Consider the following 19,634-nt stretch of genomic DNA (forward strand, 5'->3'; position numbering starts at 1 on the left):
CATGACTGACGAAGTGCTGTTCCGGCGCGAAGGCGTCGCAGGCATCATATCGCTCAACCGGCCCAAGGCGATCCACGCGCTGACGCTTGGCATGTGCGAGGCGATGATCGCCCAGCTGACAGAATGGGCGGCCGACGACGCGGTGAAGGTCGTGATGATCGAGCACGCCGAAGGGCGCGGCTTCTGTTCGGGCGGCGACATCAACCTGCTGCGCCAGTCCGCCCTGACCGACGGCGGCGAGGCGGGGCGCAAGTTCTTCCTCGAGGAATACCACCTCAACCATCAGCTGTTCACTTACGAAAAGCCCGTCGTCGCGTTCATGGACGGCATCACGATGGGTGGTGGCGTGGGCATTTCGCAGCCCGCGAAGTACCGCGTGGCGACGGAGAATACCCGTTACGCCATGCCCGAAACCGGCATCGGCCTGTTCCCGGATGTCGGCGGCGGCTGGTATCTTTCGCGCCTTGATGGCCGCGTGGGCCAGTTCCTTGCGCTGACGGGCGCGCGGTTCGACGGGGCGGAGTGCCTGTGGGCGGGGTTGTCTACCCATTACCTGCCGTCTGATGCGCTGGCCGACGCCAAGCACCGGATCGCTGCGGGTCACGAGATCGGCGGAGTGCTCGCCGCGCTTTCCACCAAGGCGCCCGAACCCAGGGTCGCGGCCAATGCCGGGGCGATCCGCAGGCACTTCGCTTTCGATACGCTGGAACAGGTGCTCGCCTCGCTGGAAAGCGATGGCAGCGAGTGGGCGGCGAAGGAACTTGCCACCCTGCGCACCAAGAGCCCGCAGGCCTGCAAGGTCTCGCTGCGCCAGCTCGAAGCCTCGCTGGGGCTGGAGACTTTTGCCCAGAACATGGCGATGGAATACCGCATCGGTGCCCGCGTGCTGGTCCTGCCGGACTTTGCCGAGGGCGTGCGCGCGGTGATCGTCGACAAGGACCAGAACCCCAAATGGAACCCGGCCACGCCCGAAGGCGTGACCGAAGAGATGCTGGACGCGATCTTCGCGCCCCTTTCCCCCGAAGAGGAATGGAAGCCCCTATGAGCACGTATGAAACCATCCTGGTCGAGCAGAAGGGCGGCGTCACGCTCATCACGCTCAACCGCCCGCAGGCGCTCAACGCGCTGAATTCGAAGGTTCTGGCCGAACTGATCGAGGCGTTCGCCGCGTTTGAGGCCGACAAGTCCCAGGGCTGCGCGGTGATCACCGGATCGGGCGAAAAGGCCTTCGCGGCAGGCGCGGACATCAAGGAAATGTCCGACAAGCCGAGCGCGGAGTTTTATTCGGAGGACTTCTTTGCAGGCTGGACCAGCCAGATCGTAAAGACCACGCGCAAGCCGTGGATCGCTGCGGTCAACGGCTTCGCGCTGGGCGGCGGGTGTGAGCTGGCGATGATGGCGGACTTCATCATCGCTTCGGAAAATGCGAAGTTCGGCCAGCCCGAAATCAAGCTCGGCGTTGCCCCCGGCATGGGCGGCTCGCAGCGCCTGACCCGCGCCGTCGGCAAGGCGAAGGCGATGGACATGTGCCTGACGGGCCGCATGATGGACGCCGCCGAGGCGGAGCGTTCGGGCCTCGTCAGCCAGGTCGTGCCGCTTGCCGATCTGCTGGATACGGCGCTCAAGTCGGCCGCGACGATCGCCGCTATGCCGCCGCTCGCCGCGACCATGAACAAGGAAATGGTCAACCTCGCCTTCGAAACCACACTCGACACCGGCCTCGTGCTGGAGCGTCGCATGTTCCAGGTGCTCACTGCCACCGAGGACAAGGTCGAAGGCATGGCCGCCTTCGTCGAGAAGCGCCCCGGAGTGTGGAAGGGCCGCTAAGCGGCCAGATGCGCTCTGCCGCCTGCGCTGCGGGATGACGAATTTGGAGAGTTTCCTATGAAGATCGCATTCATCGGCCTTGGCAACATGGGCGGCGGTATGGCCGCGAATCTCGTCAAGGCGGGGCATGAGGTTCATGCCTTCGACCTTTCGGCCGAGGCATTGGCGAAGGCGGCCGAGAACGGCTGCGCCACCTATACCGCCGTGCCCGATGCGGTGAAGGACGCCGAGGCCGTTGTCACGATGCTGCCCAGCGGGGCGATCGTGAAGGCGGTCTACACCGCCGACGTGATCGGCAAGGCTCCGGCGGGCGCGCTGTTCCTTGACTGCTCGACGATCGATCTGGCCACCGCGCGCGAAGTGACCGAACTGGCGGTCGCGGCGGGTTACGAGATGGTCGACGCTCCGGTTTCGGGCGGGATTGCGGCTGCCAACGGCGGTACGCTGACCTTCATGGTCGGCGGCAGCGAGGCGGCATTCGAAAAGGCGAAGGTCGTGCTGGAACCCATGGCCAAGGCAGTGATCCTTGCCGGTGAAAGCGGCGCGGGGCAGGTTGCCAAGATGTGCAACAACATGCTCCTGGCGATCCACATGATCGGCACGTGCGAGGCGCTGGCGCTGGCCGAAAAAGCGGGCCTCGATCCGCAGAAATTCTATGAGATCAGTTCGAAGTCCACCGGCTACTGCTGGTCGTTGAACGACTATACTCCGGCCCCCGGCATCGGTGCGGCCAGCCCTGCGGACAATGGTTATGCGGGCGGTTTCGCCTCGGCGCTGATGCTCAAGGATCTGCGCCTTGCCATGGGCGGCGCACAAACGGCCGGAGCCACCGTGCCGATGGGCGAGCATGCGACGAAGATATACGAAGCATTCGTTGAAGCCGGAAACGGCGGCAAGGATTTCGGCGCCATCTTCACGACGCTGTGATCCCAAAATCCCCTCTCCGGACTTGTTGAGAGAGGGGAACCTTCTCCGTCAGCCTTCCGGGTCGCTACCGCCCGGAGGTCCGGCGGAGGCGGGGCTGCGCCGTTCCCGTTCGAAGCGCGGCAGTTTCATGCCCTTCGTCCGGCTGGTGAGGTGATACTTGCGGCACAGCCCGCACTTGTAGGGGCGCAGCGGGAAGGGCGCGCGGGCAGCGACTTCCAGCGCCTCGGCCTCGCTGGCGTAGCGCGCCTTGCGCCGGCAGATGCCGGGGCGGGTGCGCATGTCAGGCCGGAATATAGTGCCCGAGAATTTGCGGCCCAAGCAGGGTGAGCATCTTCACGTCGATTGCGTAACCCTGCTGCCGCCACGCGGCAAGCGCTTCGGTCAGCCCGGAAAGCGGTACGCGGTGGACGACGATATCCTCGCTGTCCACGCCGCCGCCGTCGCCGACTTTGACCAGATCGTGCGCGCGAAACAGGGTGAAGCTTTCCGACACCATGCCGGGCGAGGAGAAGAATTCTCCCACGGTTTCCATGCGGCCCGCGTGGTAGCCGGTTTCTTCCTCCAGTTCGCGCGCGGCGGCGATGGCAGCGTCTTCATCGCGGTTGTCGTCATGGTCGCCGACGAGGCCGGCCGGCAGCTCGATGCAGCGCTTGCCCAGCGGTACGCGGTATTGATCAACGAGGATGACGTGGTCTTCCGCATCCACGGCAAGGATCACCGCGGCGCGAATGCCACGCGCACGACCCACATATTCCCACCGCCCGCGGCGCTTGGCCGTGATGAAGCGACCTTCCCACATCGTCTCGACCGGCTTGTCGGCATCGAAGTGGTCGGAAAGTCCAGATGTTGTAATTTCGGTCATACTTCGATCAGCCTGTCGGGAAGTTCGTTGACGTCGCCCGGCAGGCGGGGGACGTGGCGGGAAAGGATGGCGCCGACTTTGCCTACGCCGGCCACCATCGCATCGGCCGTGCGGTCTTCGCGAAGGGCGCTGAGCATGGCGTCGATCGCATCCGCCCAGATGCCGGGCTCCACTTTGCTGGCGATCGCCTCGTCGGCAAGGATTTCGACGCGGTGTTCGCGCATGGACAAATAGATGAGGATGCCGGTGCGCCCGGTGGTGCGTTTTTCCGCGCCGATGCGATAGGCGCGCATCGCGCGGTCATGCACCCGCGTGGTGCGGATCGGCGCGGGGATCAGCCGGAACTTGAGCGGCTGCCACATCTGCAGCAGCATCATGCCCGCGAACTTGATCGCCGCCACGCCCAGCGCCAGCGACAGGATCATGCGCGGGCTCCACTCATGGCCCCAGTCGGCAATCAGCCGGTCGTAGAGCCCCATGTAGAAGTCGGGCACGATCGCCAGCGCGCCCAGCGCAAGAAACGCCACGAACGCCGACCATGCCAGCGCCACGTCGGTATAGCCGTCCGACCTGTCGGCAAGGATGGTCACGATCTCGCCGGAGCTGAGCAGTTCCGCCTCGGCCACGGCCGCGCTGATACGCTCATGGTCGGCTTCGGTCAGGTATTTGGGTTTTGCCATATTACCAGCTCCCGCTTGCACCGCCGCCGCCGAAGCTGCCGCCACCACCGGAGAAGCCGCCGCCTCCTCCCCAGCCGCCGCCACCGCCGCCAAAGCCGCCCCAGCCGCCGTGATCATCGTCGTCATCTCCGCCGAAGCCGCCGGGGAACCAGATGATCGGCGTGTTGAGACCGCCGTACCGACCGCGCCTGCCGCCGCTTGCAGAGCGGATGATGGGCAGGACGAAGAAGAAGATGACAAAGAGGATGAAGATGACGGTGCCGATCGACACACCGCCGCCGCGTTCCTTCTGCGCCTTGTCAGCTTCGGCGGCAATCTTGCGCGCTTCGTCGGGCGGGAGGGTCAGCTGCTTGATGATGGCGTCGGTCCCCGCAGCGATACCGCCAGGATAATCGTCAGCCTTGAAGCGCGGCAGGATCTGGTTGTTGATGATGAGGAACGAGAGCCCGTCCGTCAGCGTACCTTCAAGGCCGTAGCCGACCTCGATCCGCACTTTACGCTCGTTAGGCGCGACCAGCAGGATGGCGCCGTTGTTGGTATCCTTCTGGCCGATGCCCCAGGCACGCCCCAGCTGGTATCCATAATCGGAAATCTCGTAACCGTTCAAAGAGGGCACGGTCGCCACCACGAGCTGGCGCTTCGACTGCTTTTCCAGCGCCTCAAGCTTTTGCGTGAGCTGCGCTTCCTCGGCATCGGGGATGATGTTCGCGGCATCGACGACGCGGCCGGTCAGCTTGGGAAAATCCTGCGCCCACGCCCCCGGCGCTCCCGAAACGAGAGCGACGAGGACCAGAAGTGCGGCCAGCGATACGGCCCGGATGCGGGCCATCCGGATCAGAGCTTTCCTTCGAGGCTCGGCGCGGCTTCGGCACCGGGCGTCACTGCCTTGTAAGGCACCAGCGGCTCTGCGCCGCGCAGGCGGGCGCCGATCATCGAGGGGAAAGTGCGCACTTCGGTGTTATAGTCCTGAACCGCACCGTTGTAGTCGCGGATCGCCACGCGGATGCGGTTTTCCTGACCTTCCAGCTGGCTTTGCAGCATCTGGTAGTTGGTGCTGGACTTGATGTCCGGATAGGCTTCCACACTGGCGAGCAGGCGGCCGATGCCGGCACCCAGGTTTGCCTGCGCTTGCTGGAACTGCTCCATCTTCTTGGGATCGTTCAGGTCTTCGGCGCTGATCTGCACCGAGGTCGCCTTGGCGCGCGCTTCGGTGACGCCGACGAGGATCGACTTTTCCTGCTCGGCCGCGCCCTTGGCGACGGCGGCAAGGTTGGGGACGAGGTTCGAGCGTTCCTGGAAGGCAGCCTCGACGTCGGCCCACTTGGCCTTGGCGGCTTCCTGCTTGGTCGGCACCGAGTTGAAGCCGCAGGCGCTGAGCGACAGGGCCGCGCCAAGAACAAGGCCGGTCTTGATGCTGCGGGCGTTGATGAGCGACATCGGGGTCTTTCCTCCACTGCACACCGGACGAACCGATGGCTTCCACGCGATAGATAGCGCCGGGGCCCGGTGGATCAAGCGGCCTGGGGGCAACCCACACGGTTAACAAACGTTTGTGGGCCCATGCCGAGTGTGCCAAACAGCACTCAGGCAACAATCAATGGCCGGCAGAAGGGGAACCAGGCGCATGGCAATCGTAGACGAATTCAAGAAGTTCATCGCACGCGGTAACGTGCTCGACCTTGCGGTGGGTGTGATGATCGGCGCCGCTTTCGGCAAGATCGTGTCCTCGCTGAACGAGAACATGATCATGCCGGTTATCGGCTGGCTGTTCGGCAGCATCGATTTTTCGAAGTACTTCCTGCAGCTGGGCGATGCCCCGGCAGACTACAAGGGCAGCCTGACCGACTATGCCGCGCTCAAGGCGGCGGGCGTGCCAATGATCGGCTATGGCGAATTCATCACCCAGATCGTCAACTTCCTCATCATCGCCTTCGTGCTGTTCATGCTGGTGCGCTCGGTTAACAAGATGATCGATTCGGTGAAGAAGCAGGAAGCCGAAGCCGCCGCCGCTGCCCCGGCACCCGAAGCGCCGGTCGATCCGCAACTGATTGCGCTGAAGGAAATCCTTGAGGAACTGCGCAAGAAAGGCTGAGCCTTTCCAGCCGTTTCACTTTCACTTCACATTCAGGCGGGAGCCCCTATATGGGCTCCTGCCGGCCTTGGTCGGCTATGAGGATAAATTGCCCCGTGCAATAGACGCAGCGGACCCGGGGGCGGTACCCGGCGGCTCCACCATCACCCGTCTCCGAATGGAGGCAACCCTGTTGTCGCAGGGGTGATGACGGGGCCGAACTAGGATCGACGTGTGTTGAAAAGCGGTGTTTTCTTCCGGGCTGAGTAACCCGTTCAAGGCTCAAAACTCATAAGTGCCAACGACAACGAAGCACTTGCTCTCGCGGCGTAATTCTAGGGGCTAACGCCCTGAAGTTACAAAGTTAGAACACGGTTGGACCCACCGGGTAACAGAAGCGGATTCCGGGGGCTGGGGGCGAGCCTATCAACAGAATCGCCCCACCTCTCCCTTGTTTCAGGCGGCCTTGCGCTCAGCCTCCTGTTCCGGCGCGGCTTCGGCTTTCGCCAGAAGAGCGGCCTTTTCGTACTTGATGCAGTCGAGAATCTTGGCGCCTGCCATGAATACCGCACCCGTGCAGGCCAGGAACAGCAGCTTGCCGCCGAAACCCGGAAAACGCGTAAGATAGACGCTGCCACGTTCGATCGCGCCGAGAGCCAGCGCGTAGATCACCATGTAGGCTTCCCAGTTGCTCTTGATCACGAACAGGCGACCGACTTTTCCGAGCATTTTCATCCCTTTGACAGTGGCCACAGTTCAGCAACGTTCATGCCAGTCCAGCGTTCCCGCGCAATCCGGTGCTTAACCTCTGCTTGAATGTAAGGGTTTCCGACAATTAATAAATCCGGATTAGCCCCGGATCATGTCCCAATCCGCAACGTCCGTCCCGTGACGGGAACGGCCCATGGTTGCCAAGCGCGCCGGGATCGGCCATACGGCAGCAATCCTTCCCCAGGGCAGTTTGGTTTTTACGCGAACGTGGCACGCTATCCGTGCGCGTTCCTACCAGTGCGAGGAAGGCAATGACTGACAGGGTTGATCGTTCGGGGCTGCAGGTCGACGCAGGGCTGGCGAAGTTCGTGGAGGAGCAGGTTCTGTCCCCCATCGAACAGGACGCGGCAGCGTTCTGGGCGGGCTTTGCCGCGCTCTTGGCCGAATACGCCCCGCGCAACCGCGCGCTCCTCGACAAGCGCGATACGCTGCAGGCGCAGATCGATGCGTGGCATCTGGAACGGGCCGGAAAGCCTCTGGAGCAGGGCGAATATCAGGCGTTTCTGCGTCAGATCGGCTATCTCGTCCCCGAACCTGGTGCATTCACCATCGGCACACGCGGCGTCGATCCCGAAATCGCGACGATGGCCGGGCCGCAGCTGGTCGTGCCGGTTCTCAACGCCCGGTTCCTGCTGAATGCGGCGAATGCGCGCTGGGGCAGCCTTTACGATGCATGGTACGGCACTGACGCACTGGATGCGGCGCCGGCCGCAGGGTCGAGCTATGACGCGGCGCGCGGAGCGGCCGTCATCGCGGCGGGCCGGGCGTTCCTTGACCGGGCCTTGCCGCTCAAGGCAGGGACATGGGCGGAGGTTGTAGACGTCGGGGCCATCACGCTGGCCGATCCCGCGCAGTTCGTCGGGCAGACGGAACGGGGCATGATATTCGCCAACAACGGCCTGCATATCGAGGTGGTCGTCGATCCCGCAAGTCAGGTCGGCAGCACCGACAAGGCGGGCATTGCCGATATCGTCCTCGAAGCGGCGCTGACCACGATTGTCGATCTTGAGGATTCGGTTGCGGCAGTCGATGCGCAGGACAAGGTTGCCGCTTACGCCAACTGGCTGGGCGTGATCCGGGGCGATCTGACCGATACGTTCGAAAAGGGCGGGCGCACACTGACCCGCGCGCTGGCGGCGGACAAGGCGGTCACGCTGGCGCAAGGCGGTCAAAAGGCGCTGCCGGGCCGGTCATTGCTGTTCGTGCGCAACGTCGGGCATCTGATGACCAACCCGGCGATCCTGCTGCCCGATGGCTCGGAAATTCCCGAAGGCGTCATGGATGCGGTGATCACCAGCGCGATTTCAGCGCATGATGTCCGTGGTCTGACCAGGCATGGCAACAGCCGCGAAGGCGGTATCTACATCGTCAAGCCCAAGATGCACGGGCCTGAGGAGTGCGGCTTCACCAATGCCCTGTTCGATGCGGTCGAAGACCTCCTCGGCCTGCCGCGCCACACCATCAAGGTCGGCGTCATGGACGAGGAGCGGCGCACGTCGGCCAACCTTGGCGCCTGTATCGAGGCGGTGAAGGACCGTATCGTCTTCATCAACACCGGCTTCCTCGACCGGACGGGCGATGAAATCCACACGTCGATGCGGGCGGGGCCGATGATCCGCAAGGCGGCGATCAAGGGTTCTGCATGGATCGCCGCCTATGAGAAGCGTAACGTCGCCATCGGCCTGCGGCACGGTCTTTCGGGCGTGGCGCAGATCGGCAAAGGCATGTGGGCCGCGCCCGATATGATGCGCGACATGATGGAACAGAAGATCGGCCACCCCAGGACCGGCGCGAACACGGCCTGGGTGCCGTCGCCCACCGCAGCCACGCTTCACGCGATGCACTATCATCAGGTCGATGTCTTCGGCCTTCGCGCCGGGATCGCGAACGAGGATGTGCCCGGCCTTGACCTGCTGCTCTCGGTCCCGCTGGCCGAAGGCACCAACTGGTCCGAAGAGGAAGTGCGCGAGGAACTGGACAACAATGCGCAGGGGCTGCTCGGCTATGTCGTGCGCTGGATCGATCAGGGCGTCGGCTGTTCCAAGGTGCCGGACATCAACGACGTCGGCCTGATGGAAGACCGCGCGACGCTGCGCATCTCCAGCCAGCACATGGCGAACTGGCTGCTGCACGGGGTCTGTTCGAAGGAACAGGTTATGGATTCGCTGCAGCGCATGGCGGCCAAGGTCGATGGGCAGAACGCCGGTGATCCGCTTTACGAGCCGATGGCGGGCAACTGGGATGGCAGCATGGCCTTTCAGGCGGCCTGCGATCTTGTGTTCAAGGGGGTGGAGCAGCCCAACGGTTACACCGAACCGCTGCTCCACGCCTGGCGCCTGAAGAAGAAGGCGGCCTGATTTCCCCGGTCCCCGGCCTGCCTCTCAGGCGGGCCGGGGTGTAAATTGCGATTTAACTCCATCTTAGGTAATTTTCGGGTATATCCACCTCGGCTTTTGCAGAGGGACGCGGGCATGTTCATTCACCGGCAGCGGATGGAAACGCGTACGATGATGGCGGTTGCCGCTGTCATGCGTTTCGGCAACCGGGTTGCGGATGTGACGCTTGCAAACGCCTCTTCGCGCGGGGTTCTGGCGATGGTCGATGCCCCGCCGGCCCGCGGTGTTGCCGTGGAACTGACGGTGGGTGACCGCGTGCTCAAGGGGCAGGTCCGCTGGCGCGCGCATGACCGCTGCGGGATCGCCCTCAAGGAGCCGATCGACGTTGCCGAACTGATCGAGGGCAAGGCGATCCCTGTGGTCTACGTGCCCGAAAAGCTGGCCCGGCGCAGCGCGATGGAATTGCTGCGCAGCTTCCTGAACTAGACTGCGACCTGGCGCGCGTCGAATTCCTCCCGCGCGTGTTCAACGCGTTCGAGGTTCGCTTCCGCCCACATCCATACACCGCAGAACGCTTCGCTCAGCGTTTCGCCCAAAGGGGTGAGAGCATAGTCCACGCGTGGTGGCACCACGGGATGGACGGTGCGCGTCAGCATCCCGTCGCGCTCCATGCGGCGCAGCGTCTGCGTTAGCATCTTCTGGCTGATATCAGGCACCGCGCGGGCAATCTGGGTGAAGCGCTGGGTGCCCTTTTCCTCCAGTATTTCCAGCAGGATCATCGTCCACTTGTCCGCCACCCGGCCGATGAGGTCGGTGACGAGCGCCTCCACTCTGGGGTCGATGTGTTCGCAGTTCTTTTCGGGTGCGGGGCGGGCGGCCATGTGATCACTCTCTTTTAGGTAAGTATAAATCTTTTGGGTGCCTTCTTTCCGATCGAATGTGGAGTGCTAGATCGACAGCGTCAATCAAGGAGTGTCCCCATGAAGACGACCGGAAACACCATCCTCATCACCGGCGGCGGCTCGGGCATCGGAGAGGCGCTGGCGCAGCGCTTCCATGATGCGGGCAACACCGTCATCATCGCCGGGCGCCGGCTGGACGCGCTGGAAGCGGCCTGCGCGGGGCGTGAGAACATGCACGCGATCACGCTGGACGTGGAGAGCGCCGAGGGTGTGGCCGCCTTCGCCGCGCAAGTGGTGGAACGGTTCCCCGCGCTGAACGTGCTGGTCAACAACGCGGGCATCATGCGCTACGAACGGATCGACCGCGCGCGTGATCTTGCGGATGCGGAAGCGACGATCACCACCAACCTTCTCGGCCCGATCCGCCTGATCGATGGGCTGGTCGATCATCTGGCGGCGAAGGGTGACGGCGTGATCGTCAACGTCACGTCAGGGCTGGCCTTCGTGCCGCTGCCGGGGACGCCGACCTACAACGCGACCAAGGCCGCGATCCACAGCTATACGGTGGCGCTGCGCGAGATGCTGCGCGGCCGGGTCGAGGTGATCGAACTGGCCCCGCCCGCCGTCCAGACCGATCTGACCCCCGGCCAGCGCACTCGTGAAGGCTATCAGCCGCTGGGCGAATTCGCCGACGAAGTCATGGCGCTTTTCGCGCAGACGCCGACGCCCGAAGAAGTGCTGGTGGAGCGGGTGAAACCGCTGCGCTTCGCCGAAGTGCAGGGCAATCTTGCGCAGGCCATGGGCAATCTCATGGCGGTTACGCGCAAGATGTTCGAACAGCTGGGGCTTTAAGCTACCTAATCTTCGCGGGCGTCGAAGGTGGTGTATTCGCGGCGGGTGAAGCGCCACTCGCCGTCCATCTTCGCCAGTTCGTCTACGTAGCGGCCGCGCAGGCGCATGGTCTTGCCGGATGCCGGGTCTTCGAAGATTTCCGAGGTATAGGAAATCGCAGAGGCCCGGTCGCCCGCCACCCGGATCTCTCCGGGATGGGCGACATAGACCATCGGCCGGGCCGCATTGCCGCCCAGGCCGTAGCTTTTCATCGATTCCACCCAGGCCGCAACGATCGCCTGCTTGCCGGTGAAGCCGCCAAGGTCGGGAAATTCGGGCAGGGCCCAGTACGAATCCTCTGCCCATGTCGATGCCCAGCTTTGCGCATCGCGGGTCATCACCGCATGGGCATAAGTATCCAGCAATTCGCGGATGAGGACGCGGTCCTCCAGCGGTCCGGTGAACGCCATGGCTTTGCTCCCCTTACCAAGCGTGCTTTTCGCCGTTCCACTTGTAGAATTCGCCCGTCTCCTCGATCGTCCAGCTATCGGTAAGGGCAGCGATGGCGGCGGCGCTTTCCTGCGGAGTGATATCGGCCCCCGATCCGCCCATGTCGGTCTGCACCCAGCCCGGATGGATCAGCCCGACGACGATCCCGCGATCCTTGAGGTCGATCGCGACCGAACGCATCAGGCGGTTGAGCCCGGCCTTCGTCGCGACGTAAGGGTAATAGCCGCCATAAGGCCAGGTCGATGCGCCCAGCTGGCTGGAGAAGTTGATTACCTTCGACCCTTCGCCAAGACGCGGCAGGAAAGCGCTGAGGACGCGCAGCGGGCCTTTCAGCATGATCTCGATCGCCTCGTCGAAATCATCCCAGTCGATGCCGTCCAGCTGCGGTTCGGTGCGGCCTGAAACGCCCGCGACGTTGTAGAGCACGTCGATCCCGCCGGAGCCGGTAGAGGCAGCGCCGTCCTTCACCGAGGCATTGTCGGCCACGTCCATACGGTGGATGGAAAGCTTGTCGGCAAAGGATGCTGCAAGCGTGTTCAGTTCGCTCGCGCCGCCCGGGTTGCGGACGAGCGCCAGAACGGTATCGCCCCGGTCAAGGTGCAGCTTTACCAGTTCAAGGCCGATCCCGCGCCCTGCGCCGGTGATTGCCACGTTTGCCATCAGATATCCTTTCCGTTTCGTTCCTGCCGGTTTCCCTGCCGGATTCGTTGGTGCGAAGTCTGGAAGAGCAGGCGCCGGGCCGACACCTGTGACTTATGCGAGAAGATGAGGAAGCTCAGCTGCCCGTTTCGCTCAAGCGTTGCATCGTGTGAGCGGCGAACCTGCGCAGTCGGTCGATGCGCGCGTTGTCGGCAAAGATCGGCTGATGCAGCAGCATCCCCGCGTGGATCGCGCTGGTGAAATCGTGCGCGAGCTTGAGGTTCTCCCAATCCTGGCGGCCCTGATCGTCCTGCCAGAACGGGAAGGCGTCGATCATCTCGCCGGTCCAGATCGCGTCGTAGCGGCGCGCGGCGGGCTCGAAGATGGCGGCAAGTTCGGTGTCGGTGCGCGCGGCGAGGGCCAGTTCCAGCCATGCGGCGTAGTCGCGCGTCTGCACCGAGCGCCAGTGCGCGTCGCAGGCGAGTTCGATCATCGGCTCATCCTTGCGGCGCGATACGGCGTCGAAGTAGTCGGCCAGAAACGTGCGCATGCGGTGGTAGACGACGTGATCGACAACCGCCGCGACAAGTTCCATCCGCGTCTGGAAATGATGGTGCATCGCCCCGCGCGAAACCTCGCAGGCGGTGGCTACGGCGGCGGTGGTAAGGCCGGGATAGCCGTCTTCGACAAGCCGGTCGATCGCGGCGCCCACCAGCCGTTCGCGCATCCGCGCGCTTTTGCGCTGCTGCCATTTCTCGGCAGACCCGTTTTCGGGCAGGCGCCCCAGGCAAGTGGCATGCACCTCCGGCATGAGCGCGCTCAGCATCCGGTCCTGCAGATCGCTGGCCTTCATCCTTTCCATTCCCGTTCTTGCACCCGTTCCGTTCGGAACTGCTCCCCTTGTCCTGCGGCAACCATGCCGGGCAGTGAACCTAGCCTAAGTCGCAGGTGAGAGGCGATGCGCAAGCGTAGCATAAAAAACCGGCAGCTGAGTCGGTTTATGCGTCCAAAGCTGCCGATTTGGCTGCAAGGCGCGCAACCGCAGACGCGCCGTGGCCGGGAACGGGAGAGTGAAAGGCCATGCCCAGCACACGTGCGCCGTCCGTCCGGAGGTTCGCCCCTTGGACGCTGTGACCACCGCCCGGTTCGATCTTGAGGCAGAGGTGCGCGATCTTGCCGCGCGGCGGGACATCGCCGATGCGGTGGCACGCTACATGCGCGGGCTGGACCGGCTGGAGCCGGAATTGCAGCGCAGCGCCTTTCATGACGATGCGGTTATCGACTGCGGGCTGATGAAGGGGACGGCGGACGAATTCGTCGCCTTCGCGCAAGGGCTGCTGGCCGGCATGAAAGCCACGCACCATCTGCTCGGCCAGTCGCGCATTGCCATCGACGGCGAGCAGGCCAGCGGTGAGTGGTACTTTCAGGCGTGGCATTCGGTATCGTCGGAAGACGGCGGCGTGCGCGACCTGTTCATCTCGGGGCGCTACCTCGACACTTATGCCTGCCGCCGGGGGGAATGGCGCATCGTCAGTCGCACACTGGTGACCGACTGGGTCAAGGACGACCCCGGCACGCTCGATTTCTTCGCCGCCAATCCGCAGGCGCCGCGCGGCGGCCGCGCGGGCACGGACCCCAGCCAGAAATAACAACGCGAAAACACAGGAAGCTGCGAACCATGAACATCCAGACCAAGGTTTCCCGCTACTCGCAGGAATTTGATCCGCCGGTGCGCGGCGATACCATCACCGCCGACCGTTACATCTCGAAGGAGTGGATGGACGGCGAGATGAAGAACCTGTGGCCCAAGGTCTGGCATCTTGGCGGGTTGCTGGCGGAACTGGAGGAGCCGGGGGACATCATCCGGCACAATTTCGCCAAGGAATCCGTCATCATGGTCAAGCAGGACGATGATTCCATCAAGGCGTTCTACAATTCCTGTCCGCACCGGGGAAACCGCCTGATCCTGGGCGACATGACCAGCGTGCCGCGCATCGTGTGCGGCTATCACAACTGGACCTTCGACCTCGACGGGACGCTGGCCAAAGTGCAGGATCCCGATGACTTCGACGGCGGCACGCCTTGCGGCAAGGTCCACCTGTCCGAACTGCGCTGCGAAACCTGGGGGCCGTTCGTGTTCTGGTGCATGGACGATGACGTGGCCCCGCTGCACGAATGGCTTTCCCCGTTCCCCGAACGGCTGAAGGGCTACGGCATCGAGAACTGGGTGCGCGTGCTTAACGTCTCGGCCGATGCGGACTTCAACTGGAAGATCATCCGCGACAACTTCAACGAGAGCTACCACCTCCCCACGATCCACCCCGAACTGGCGACCTTCATCAACGACGGCCTGCCTGACACCCTGTTCGAGATGTATCCTTCGGGCCATAACTCGATGTGGATGAAGGGCCATCAGGCAACCACCCGCGTCGATTACCATACTTCCGAAGTACCGGCTCCGCTGGGCGAGGCGGCGCGGGCCTGGGATATCGATCCGGAGGAATACAACGGCCGCACCGGCGATCTGCGCCAAGCCATCATCGAGGCGAAACGCCGCCTTGGGCCGGGGCGCGGCTACACCAATTACGACAACATGAGCGACCAGCAACTGGTGGACTACTTCCACTGCACGCTGTTCCCCAACCTCACGCTGACCATGAGCCCCGAGCAGCTGCAGGTGCTGCGTACCGAGCCGCACCCGACCGATCCCGAAAAGTGCGTGTTCCAGCACTGGTGCCTCTATCCGCCGGTAGAGGGGATGAAGGAGGTGTTCACCCCGCTTGGCATGCTGCCGTTGCAGCATGACGCGGTGGCGCGCCATTCGGTCTATGGCGATGGGGTTTCGGTGGGCTACGTGGCTGATCAGGATCTGTCCATCGGCACCAGCCAGCAGCAGGGCCTGAACTCGCGCGGGTTCAAGGGCTGTATCCTGCCGGGGCAGGAAAAGCGCATCCAGCGCTTTCACGAACTGCTCAACGATTACGTGAAGGGCGCGCCTGAATGACCGCCTGCCCGATCGAGGATCGTCTGGCCATCCAGGACCTGATCGTATCCTACGCCCACGCGGTGGACAGCCTGCACGATCTGGACGGCATCTGCGCCGTCTTCGTCGAGGACGCGGTGTTCGACCTTTCAGGCATCGGCTTTCCCAGCCTCAACGGCCATGGCGAAATCCGCAAGTTCTTCGAGGATACGTTCGCGGCCATGGCGGCCCAGGCGCATTATCTGACGAACTTCGCGGTGACCGCCTACGATGGCGATGCCGCTTCGATCCGCGCCTATGTGATCGGCATGGGCAAATACAAGGCGGGCGGCGGGATCACCGTGAACGGGCGCTATTACTTCGATGTCGTGCGCACCGCACAAGGGTGGAAGGCGAAGCGCTACACGATGGATTTCCTGATCCCCATGGAGGGATAGCGGATCAGGCGAGTTCGGCTTCGTCGTTTGCCGAACCGTCTGCCTCGTCATCGGTGGGGAAGTCCCGTGCGGTCTGCTCGCCCATCACGGACTTCCAGAAGCGCACGATATTCTCGGCGTTGACGCCCCACGAGAAGCGGCTGACGTGTTCCGCCACCTGCGCCTGCGTTGGCGGGTCGGCAAGGATATCGGCCACGGCCGCGGCGATCGCGTCGGGCGTGCGTTCGACGATGCGGCCTGCGCCGGCATCGCTCACGATTTCGCGTGCTCCGCCGATGTCGGGGATGACGATGGGGGTGCCGCAGGCGAGCCCTTCGACCCAGACGTTGGCCAGCCCTTCGCTGGCAGAGGGCAGCACCAGCACGTCCGCCGCGCAGAGCACGTGCGGCAGCAGTTCATGGTCGACCAGACCAAGGAAATGCACGCGTTCCTCTACACCCAGCCGCCGGGCGAGCGCCCTTAGCCGGGCTTCGTCCTCACCGGCACCGGCCAGCGCCAGCCGCGCTTCTGGAAGGCGGCACAGCGCCTCGATCACCATGGCCTGACCCTTTCGCGGGATCAGCGCGCCGGGCGTTACCAGCAGCGGGCCTTCAGACCAGATTCCCAGATTGGGCATCGCGGACACAAGCGCGCGCGCGGCCCCGCGTTCGATCGGGTGGAACTTTTCGCGATCAAGGCCGGTGTAGTGGATCTCGATCCGGTCCGTGGGCATGCCCAGCGCGATCATGTCTGCGCGCAAGGCTTCACTGACGGCCAGCAGCCCGGCGGACTGGTTCGCGGCTTCCAGCATCTGTTTCAGCGCGTGCGGGCGCTGGCCCCAGAAATGGATGTCGGCGCCGCGTGACTTGATCGTCAGCGGAATGCCCAGTTCGCGCGCCACGATCGCGGCGGCAGGGCCATCGGGAAAGAAGAACTGCGCATCGACAAGGTCGAAGGGCTTTTCCCGGTGCAGCTTGCGCACCAGCGGCAGCACGGCCTTTGCAATGCGCCCCGGATTCGTATCGCCGCCGACCTTGGGGAAAGTGGTGAAGCGGGGATAGTGGACCTTGAGGCCCACCGCGTCGCTGACATCGGGAATGTCCTTGAGCCGCGCATAGGGTTCGCGCGTTGAGAGCGGCCAGGGCGGAATACCGATGGGGCTCACCATCGTCAGATCCACTTCGCCGCGAGCGACGACGGCGCGCATCTGATTGCCTACGAAGACCCCGAAAGAGGGTCTTGCGGGGTTCGGAAACAGCGTGGCGATGGAAAGGACGTGCATGGGTTCCCGAAAAATGACGCTTAAAGCTTGCGGACCAGCATCTCGGCAACCGCCAGCCACGCGGGTTGTTCCACCGTGACCGGGCTTTTCCCGCTTGCCGGCGGCAGGACGGTGACGGACCCTGCGCTTCCTTCCGTCAGCCGGCCGAAGGCGAAGCGGCCACCGGGGGCGGGGACAAGCACGTCGCGGTTCAGCAGGGCAGGCGCCTCTTCACGCTGGTGCTGGCGCAGCCAGAGCTGGTCGCCTTCGCGGAATTCGCCAACCGCGCCTTCCACCGAGACGACAACCCAGGGTGCGTCGGCGGAAAGATCGTTGTGCAGGACAGCATCGATCGGCTTCTTGAGCGCATCCGCGCCTTTTGCATCAAGCGTCGCGACAAGGCGGGCGGGTTCTGCCCCTTCGGAGCGCAGCAGAGTTTCCGGCTCAACCTGAAGTGCGGCGGCGATGCGGTTCATCCATACGAGCGACAGATTGCGCATGCCCGTTTCAAGGCGGCCGATCGTTTGCGCTGTTGTCTGCGGATCGCAGGCCAGCGCCACGTCGGCCAGCGTCATGCCCTTCTGGCGGCGAATGTCGCGGATACGGTTGATCATGCTTGCCTCTGTAACCGATATGGTTTCAGGGGGCTATCGTATGATTGCACCGTTTTGGCAAGTCCGGGCCATAAACTGCCGCCGTCGGAAGGATTTTACCCCTCTACCTGCTCCGCCAGTTCCAGCCAGCGTTCTTCGGCGCTTTCCTTTTCGGAGCGGGCCTTGGCGATGGCATCGGTAAGGGCGGCGAACTTCTTCGGATCGCGCGTGTAGAGCGCCGGGTCGGACAGGGCCGTCTCATCCCGCGCGATGCTCGCTTCCAGTTCCTCGATGCGCTTGGGCAGCAGTTCGTAATCGCGCTGGTCCTTGTAGGACAGCTTGCCCTTCTTTGCGGGCATCTGCGGCGCGGCGGCGGTTTCGGCCTTGGCCTTCTTCGCCGCCCCCACCGTGCGTTCGCGGCGCTTGGCTTCCCAGTCGGCATAGCCGCCCGCGATCACGTCGATATGGCCCGATCCGTCGAGGCCCAGCGTGATGTTCACCGTGCGGTCGAGGAAGTCGCGGTCGTGGCTGACGATCAGCACGGTGCCGTCGTAGTCCGAGATCACTTCCTGCAGCAGGTCGAGCGTTTCAAGATCGAGGTCGTTGGTCGGTTCGTCCAGCACCAGCAGGCTGGACGTGGTGGCGAATTCGCGTGCGAACAGCAGGCGCGAACGCTCACCTCCCGAAAGCGTGCCGACCTTCGCCTCGACCAGACCCGGATCGAACAGGAAGTCCTTGAGGTAGCCCTGAATGTGCTTGCGCACCCCGCGCACATCGATCCAGTCGCTGCCCTCGGCCAGCACGTCGCGGATGCGCATTTCCGGGTTCATGCGGCTGCGCTGCTGATCGATCACGGTGGCTTCCATGCTGGCGGCCTGCGTGATGGTGCCGGAATCGGGCTGAATTTCGCCCATCAGGAGCTTGAGCAGGGTGGTCTTGCCCGAACCGTTGGCGCCGACGATGCCGATGCGGTCGCCGCGCTGGATGCGCAGGCTGAAGTCCTTGATGACCGTGCGCTGCGTGTCTCCGGCACCAAAAGTCTTGGTCACCTTGTCGGCAACGATGACCGACTTGGTCTTGCTGTCATTGGCGACGACCGCCAGCTTGGCCGCGCCCTGCGGGCCGACCATGGCCGCGCGTTCGGCGCGCATTTCCCACAGCTTGGCAAGGCGGCCCTGGTTGCGCTTGCGCCGCGCGGTGACGCCGCGTTCCAGCCAGTGCGCCTCGATCTTGAGCTTGGCGTCAAGCTTCTGGGCGGCGCGCGCTTCCTCGGCGTAGACTTCCTCTTCCCACGCCTCGTAGCCGCCAAAGCCGATGTCCTTGCGGCGCAGGCCGCCGCGGTCGAGCCACAGCGTCGCGTTGGTCAGGCGGGTCAGGAAGGTGCGGTCGTGGCTGATCACCACGAAGGCGCCGTTGTAGCGCTGCAGCCAGGATTCCAGCCAGTCGATCGCGGCAAGGTCAAGGTGGTTGGTCGGCTCGTCCAGCAGCAGCAGGTCGGGCTCCATTGCCAGCGCGCGGCAAAGCGCGGCGCGGCGGCGTTCACCGCCCGAAGCGCTCTTGGCCTCACGCGAAAGGTCGATGCCGAGCTGGTCGGCGATCGACTCCACCTCATGCTGCGCAGGCGCATCGTCCCCATGGATCGCGAAATCCAGCAGGGTATCGTAGCCGGTGAAGAACGGATCCTGTTCCAGCGTCACCACGCGGGTGCCGGGTTGGACCGAACGGGTGCCCTTGTCGGCATCGACGATGCCCGCGATCAGCTTGAGCAGGGTGGTCTTGCCGGCGCCGTTGCGCCCGATCAGCGCCAGCCGGTCACGCGGACCGATATTGATGTCGAGGCCCTGAAAGAGCCAGCCATTGCCCTGGACGAGGCCGAGGTCTTCCCAGCTGAGGATCGGTGCGAGTGCCATGGCCCGCGCCCTACAGGGGAGCGACGGGGAAGGGAAGGGGAGGCGGTGTTGGCCTGCAGGGCGCTATAGTGACGCAGTGCGCCATCAGCGTTGCCCATCCGCAACACTGGAAACC

The 19,634-nt window shown here is 64.0% G+C and carries 23 protein-coding genes and 1 other RNA gene; 11 read left to right on the plus strand and 13 right to left on the minus strand.

Annotated features, from left to right (window positions below; translation table 11 throughout):
• The first annotated feature begins 1 nt into the window (after nucleotide 1).
• From A8V01_RS03220 to mmsB, 3 genes are read left to right on the plus strand one after another with little or no spacing between them, the layout of a single operon-like run.
• A complete protein-coding gene (locus tag A8V01_RS03220; RefSeq protein ID WP_103094502.1) occupies nucleotides 2-1,045 on the plus strand; it encodes an enoyl-CoA hydratase/isomerase family protein in 1,044 nt (347 codons plus the stop codon).
• Entirely contained in the window at nucleotides 1,042-1,827 is a 786-nt protein-coding gene (locus tag A8V01_RS03225; RefSeq protein ID WP_103094503.1) for an enoyl-CoA hydratase-related protein, read from the plus strand. Before A8V01_RS03220 ends, A8V01_RS03225 begins: the two co-directional genes overlap by 4 nt.
• A 57-nt stretch (nucleotides 1,828-1,884) precedes the next feature.
• The gene (gene mmsB / locus A8V01_RS03230) at nucleotides 1,885-2,754 is read left to right on the plus strand and encodes a 3-hydroxyisobutyrate dehydrogenase (RefSeq protein WP_103094504.1); all 870 of its coding nucleotides are present in this window, start codon (nucleotides 1,885-1,887) and stop codon (nucleotides 2,752-2,754) included.
• A 48-nt stretch (nucleotides 2,755-2,802) separates the two neighbouring features.
• Here mmsB and A8V01_RS03235 read toward each other — a convergent pair whose 3' ends face one another.
• From A8V01_RS03235 to A8V01_RS03255, 5 genes are read right to left on the minus strand one after another with little or no spacing between them, the layout of a single operon-like run.
• Nucleotides 2,803-3,033: a hypothetical protein gene (locus tag A8V01_RS03235; RefSeq protein WP_103094505.1), complete on the minus strand. Its 231-nt coding sequence runs from the start codon at nucleotides 3,031-3,033 to the stop codon at nucleotides 2,803-2,805.
• Nucleotide 3,034: 1 nt separating this feature from the next.
• Complete coding sequence (locus A8V01_RS03240; protein ID WP_103094506.1) at nucleotides 3,035-3,616, minus strand: NUDIX hydrolase; 582 nt, start codon at nucleotides 3,614-3,616, stop codon at nucleotides 3,035-3,037.
• Complete coding sequence (locus A8V01_RS03245) at nucleotides 3,613-4,296, minus strand: TPM domain-containing protein (RefSeq protein ID WP_103094507.1); 684 nt, start codon at nucleotides 4,294-4,296, stop codon at nucleotides 3,613-3,615. Before A8V01_RS03245 ends, A8V01_RS03240 begins: the two co-directional genes overlap by 4 nt.
• A gap of 1 nt (nucleotide 4,297) precedes the next feature.
• A complete protein-coding gene (locus tag A8V01_RS03250) occupies nucleotides 4,298-5,125 on the minus strand; it encodes a TPM domain-containing protein (RefSeq protein ID WP_103094508.1) in 828 nt (275 codons plus the stop codon).
• Nucleotides 5,126-5,130: 5 nt separating this feature from the next.
• On the minus strand, nucleotides 5,131-5,733 hold the full coding sequence (locus A8V01_RS03255; protein ID WP_103094509.1) for a LemA family protein: 603 nt from the start codon (nucleotides 5,731-5,733) through the stop codon (nucleotides 5,131-5,133).
• A gap of 187 nt (nucleotides 5,734-5,920) precedes the next feature.
• On the opposite strand from A8V01_RS03255, the gene mscL reads away from it, so the two are divergent.
• Nucleotides 5,921-6,388 carry a large conductance mechanosensitive channel protein MscL gene (mscL, locus tag A8V01_RS03260; RefSeq protein ID WP_103094510.1) on the plus strand — a complete coding sequence of 156 codons (468 nt, stop codon included), beginning with the start codon at nucleotides 5,921-5,923 and terminating at the stop codon, nucleotides 6,386-6,388.
• A 21-nt stretch (nucleotides 6,389-6,409) separates the two neighbouring features.
• Nucleotides 6,410-6,773, plus strand: a transfer-messenger RNA (tmRNA) gene (gene ssrA, locus A8V01_RS03265).
• Between the two features lie 50 nt (nucleotides 6,774-6,823).
• On the opposite strand, the gene A8V01_RS03270 is transcribed toward ssrA, so the two are convergent.
• Nucleotides 6,824-7,096, minus strand: a complete 273-nt coding sequence (locus A8V01_RS03270; RefSeq protein ID WP_103094560.1) for a hypothetical protein — start codon at nucleotides 7,094-7,096, stop codon at nucleotides 6,824-6,826.
• Between the two features lie 293 nt (nucleotides 7,097-7,389).
• On the opposite strand from A8V01_RS03270, the gene A8V01_RS03275 reads away from it, so the two are divergent.
• Nucleotides 7,390-9,495 (plus strand): malate synthase G, encoded by a 2,106-nt coding sequence (locus A8V01_RS03275; RefSeq protein WP_103094511.1) that lies wholly within the window; start codon nucleotides 7,390-7,392, stop codon nucleotides 9,493-9,495.
• A 114-nt stretch (nucleotides 9,496-9,609) separates the two neighbouring features.
• Nucleotides 9,610-9,960, plus strand: coding sequence for a pilus assembly protein (locus A8V01_RS03280; RefSeq protein WP_103094512.1), 351 nt, complete (start codon nucleotides 9,610-9,612; stop codon nucleotides 9,958-9,960).
• On the opposite strand, the gene A8V01_RS03285 is transcribed toward A8V01_RS03280, so the two are convergent.
• Nucleotides 9,957-10,355, minus strand: coding sequence for a winged helix-turn-helix transcriptional regulator (locus A8V01_RS03285; protein ID WP_103094513.1), 399 nt, complete (start codon nucleotides 10,353-10,355; stop codon nucleotides 9,957-9,959). The two genes, A8V01_RS03280 and A8V01_RS03285, sit on opposite strands and share 4 nt — an antisense overlap.
• Before the next feature lie 99 nt (nucleotides 10,356-10,454).
• Here A8V01_RS03285 and A8V01_RS03290 point away from each other — a divergent pair, with 99 nt between their 5' ends.
• Entirely contained in the window at nucleotides 10,455-11,228 is a 774-nt protein-coding gene (locus A8V01_RS03290) for an SDR family oxidoreductase (protein WP_103094514.1), read from the plus strand.
• 5 nt (nucleotides 11,229-11,233) lie between these two features.
• On the opposite strand, the gene A8V01_RS03295 is transcribed toward A8V01_RS03290, so the two are convergent.
• The 3 genes from A8V01_RS03295 to A8V01_RS03305 all read right to left on the minus strand — a co-directional run bounded on the left by A8V01_RS03295 (nucleotide 11,234) and on the right by A8V01_RS03305 (nucleotide 13,209).
• On the minus strand, nucleotides 11,234-11,677 hold the full coding sequence (locus A8V01_RS03295; RefSeq protein WP_103094515.1) for a nuclear transport factor 2 family protein: 444 nt from the start codon (nucleotides 11,675-11,677) through the stop codon (nucleotides 11,234-11,236).
• Between the two features lie 13 nt (nucleotides 11,678-11,690).
• A complete protein-coding gene (locus tag A8V01_RS03300; RefSeq protein ID WP_103094516.1) occupies nucleotides 11,691-12,377 on the minus strand; it encodes an SDR family oxidoreductase in 687 nt (228 codons plus the stop codon).
• A gap of 115 nt (nucleotides 12,378-12,492) precedes the next feature.
• Nucleotides 12,493-13,209 (minus strand): TetR/AcrR family transcriptional regulator, encoded by a 717-nt coding sequence (locus A8V01_RS03305; protein WP_103094517.1) that lies wholly within the window; start codon nucleotides 13,207-13,209, stop codon nucleotides 12,493-12,495.
• 277 nt (nucleotides 13,210-13,486) lie between these two features.
• Between A8V01_RS03305 and A8V01_RS03310 the strand changes: the two genes are divergently transcribed.
• From A8V01_RS03310 to A8V01_RS03320, 3 genes are read left to right on the plus strand one after another with little or no spacing between them, the layout of a single operon-like run.
• On the plus strand, nucleotides 13,487-14,005 hold the full coding sequence (locus tag A8V01_RS03310) for a nuclear transport factor 2 family protein (protein WP_245892309.1): 519 nt from the start codon (nucleotides 13,487-13,489) through the stop codon (nucleotides 14,003-14,005).
• Nucleotides 14,006-14,034: 29 nt separating this feature from the next.
• The gene (locus tag A8V01_RS03315) at nucleotides 14,035-15,360 is read left to right on the plus strand and encodes an aromatic ring-hydroxylating oxygenase subunit alpha (RefSeq protein WP_103094519.1); all 1,326 of its coding nucleotides are present in this window, start codon (nucleotides 14,035-14,037) and stop codon (nucleotides 15,358-15,360) included.
• Complete coding sequence (locus tag A8V01_RS03320) at nucleotides 15,357-15,776, plus strand: nuclear transport factor 2 family protein (protein WP_103094520.1); 420 nt, start codon at nucleotides 15,357-15,359, stop codon at nucleotides 15,774-15,776. Before A8V01_RS03315 ends, A8V01_RS03320 begins: the two co-directional genes overlap by 4 nt.
• A 4-nt stretch (nucleotides 15,777-15,780) precedes the next feature.
• On the opposite strand, the gene A8V01_RS03325 is transcribed toward A8V01_RS03320, so the two are convergent.
• From A8V01_RS03325 to A8V01_RS03335, 3 genes are all read right to left on the minus strand, one after another.
• The gene (locus tag A8V01_RS03325; RefSeq protein ID WP_245892296.1) at nucleotides 15,781-17,037 is read right to left on the minus strand and encodes a glycosyltransferase; all 1,257 of its coding nucleotides are present in this window, start codon (nucleotides 17,035-17,037) and stop codon (nucleotides 15,781-15,783) included.
• Nucleotides 17,038-17,057: 20 nt separating this feature from the next.
• Nucleotides 17,058-17,630 carry a helix-turn-helix domain-containing protein gene (locus A8V01_RS03330; RefSeq protein ID WP_103094521.1) on the minus strand — a complete coding sequence of 191 codons (573 nt, stop codon included), beginning with the start codon at nucleotides 17,628-17,630 and terminating at the stop codon, nucleotides 17,058-17,060.
• 95 nt (nucleotides 17,631-17,725) lie between these two features.
• Entirely contained in the window at nucleotides 17,726-19,519 is a 1,794-nt protein-coding gene (locus tag A8V01_RS03335) for an ABC-F family ATP-binding cassette domain-containing protein (RefSeq protein WP_103094522.1), read from the minus strand.
• Between the last annotated feature and the right edge of the window lie 115 nt (nucleotides 19,520-19,634).

The organism is Novosphingobium guangzhouense, from assembly GCF_002896965.1.
In the GTDB taxonomy this organism is placed as follows: Bacteria; Pseudomonadota; Alphaproteobacteria; order Sphingomonadales; family Sphingomonadaceae; genus Novosphingobium; species Novosphingobium guangzhouense.

Bases quoted from the DNA above. Each gene is read 5' to 3' on its own strand.
- mscL (WP_103094510.1), top strand. From the start codon at position 5,921: ATGGCAATCGTAGACGAATTCAAGAAGTTCATCGCACGCGGTAACGTG.
- A8V01_RS03300 (WP_103094516.1), bottom strand. From the start codon at position 12,377: ATGGCAAACGTGGCAATCACCGGCGCAGGGCGCGGGATCGGCCTTGAA.
- A8V01_RS03330 (WP_103094521.1), bottom strand. From the start codon at position 17,630: ATGATCAACCGTATCCGCGACATTCGCCGCCAGAAGGGCATGACGCTG.
- A8V01_RS03220 (WP_103094502.1), top strand. From the start codon at position 2: ATGACTGACGAAGTGCTGTTCCGGCGCGAAGGCGTCGCAGGCATCATA.
- A8V01_RS03250 (WP_103094508.1), bottom strand. From the start codon at position 5,125: ATGGCCCGCATCCGGGCCGTATCGCTGGCCGCACTTCTGGTCCTCGTC.
- A8V01_RS03270 (WP_103094560.1), bottom strand. From the start codon at position 7,096: ATGCTCGGAAAAGTCGGTCGCCTGTTCGTGATCAAGAGCAACTGGGAA.
- A8V01_RS03290 (WP_103094514.1), top strand. From the start codon at position 10,455: ATGAAGACGACCGGAAACACCATCCTCATCACCGGCGGCGGCTCGGGC.
- A8V01_RS03335 (WP_103094522.1), bottom strand. From the start codon at position 19,519: ATGGCACTCGCACCGATCCTCAGCTGGGAAGACCTCGGCCTCGTCCAG.
- A8V01_RS03325 (WP_245892296.1), bottom strand. From the start codon at position 17,037: ATGCACGTCCTTTCCATCGCCACGCTGTTTCCGAACCCCGCAAGACCC.
- A8V01_RS03245 (WP_103094507.1), bottom strand. From the start codon at position 4,296: ATGGCAAAACCCAAATACCTGACCGAAGCCGACCATGAGCGTATCAGC.
- A8V01_RS03240 (WP_103094506.1), bottom strand. From the start codon at position 3,616: ATGACCGAAATTACAACATCTGGACTTTCCGACCACTTCGATGCCGAC.
- A8V01_RS03320 (WP_103094520.1), top strand. From the start codon at position 15,357: ATGACCGCCTGCCCGATCGAGGATCGTCTGGCCATCCAGGACCTGATC.
- A8V01_RS03255 (WP_103094509.1), bottom strand. From the start codon at position 5,733: ATGTCGCTCATCAACGCCCGCAGCATCAAGACCGGCCTTGTTCTTGGC.
- A8V01_RS03225 (WP_103094503.1), top strand. From the start codon at position 1,042: ATGAGCACGTATGAAACCATCCTGGTCGAGCAGAAGGGCGGCGTCACG.
- mmsB (WP_103094504.1), top strand. From the start codon at position 1,885: ATGAAGATCGCATTCATCGGCCTTGGCAACATGGGCGGCGGTATGGCC.
- A8V01_RS03280 (WP_103094512.1), top strand. From the start codon at position 9,610: ATGTTCATTCACCGGCAGCGGATGGAAACGCGTACGATGATGGCGGTT.
- A8V01_RS03305 (WP_103094517.1), bottom strand. From the start codon at position 13,209: ATGAAGGCCAGCGATCTGCAGGACCGGATGCTGAGCGCGCTCATGCCG.
- A8V01_RS03285 (WP_103094513.1), bottom strand. From the start codon at position 10,355: ATGGCCGCCCGCCCCGCACCCGAAAAGAACTGCGAACACATCGACCCC.
- A8V01_RS03275 (WP_103094511.1), top strand. From the start codon at position 7,390: ATGACTGACAGGGTTGATCGTTCGGGGCTGCAGGTCGACGCAGGGCTG.
- A8V01_RS03295 (WP_103094515.1), bottom strand. From the start codon at position 11,677: ATGGCGTTCACCGGACCGCTGGAGGACCGCGTCCTCATCCGCGAATTG.
- A8V01_RS03315 (WP_103094519.1), top strand. From the start codon at position 14,035: ATGAACATCCAGACCAAGGTTTCCCGCTACTCGCAGGAATTTGATCCG.
- A8V01_RS03235 (WP_103094505.1), bottom strand. From the start codon at position 3,033: ATGCGCACCCGCCCCGGCATCTGCCGGCGCAAGGCGCGCTACGCCAGC.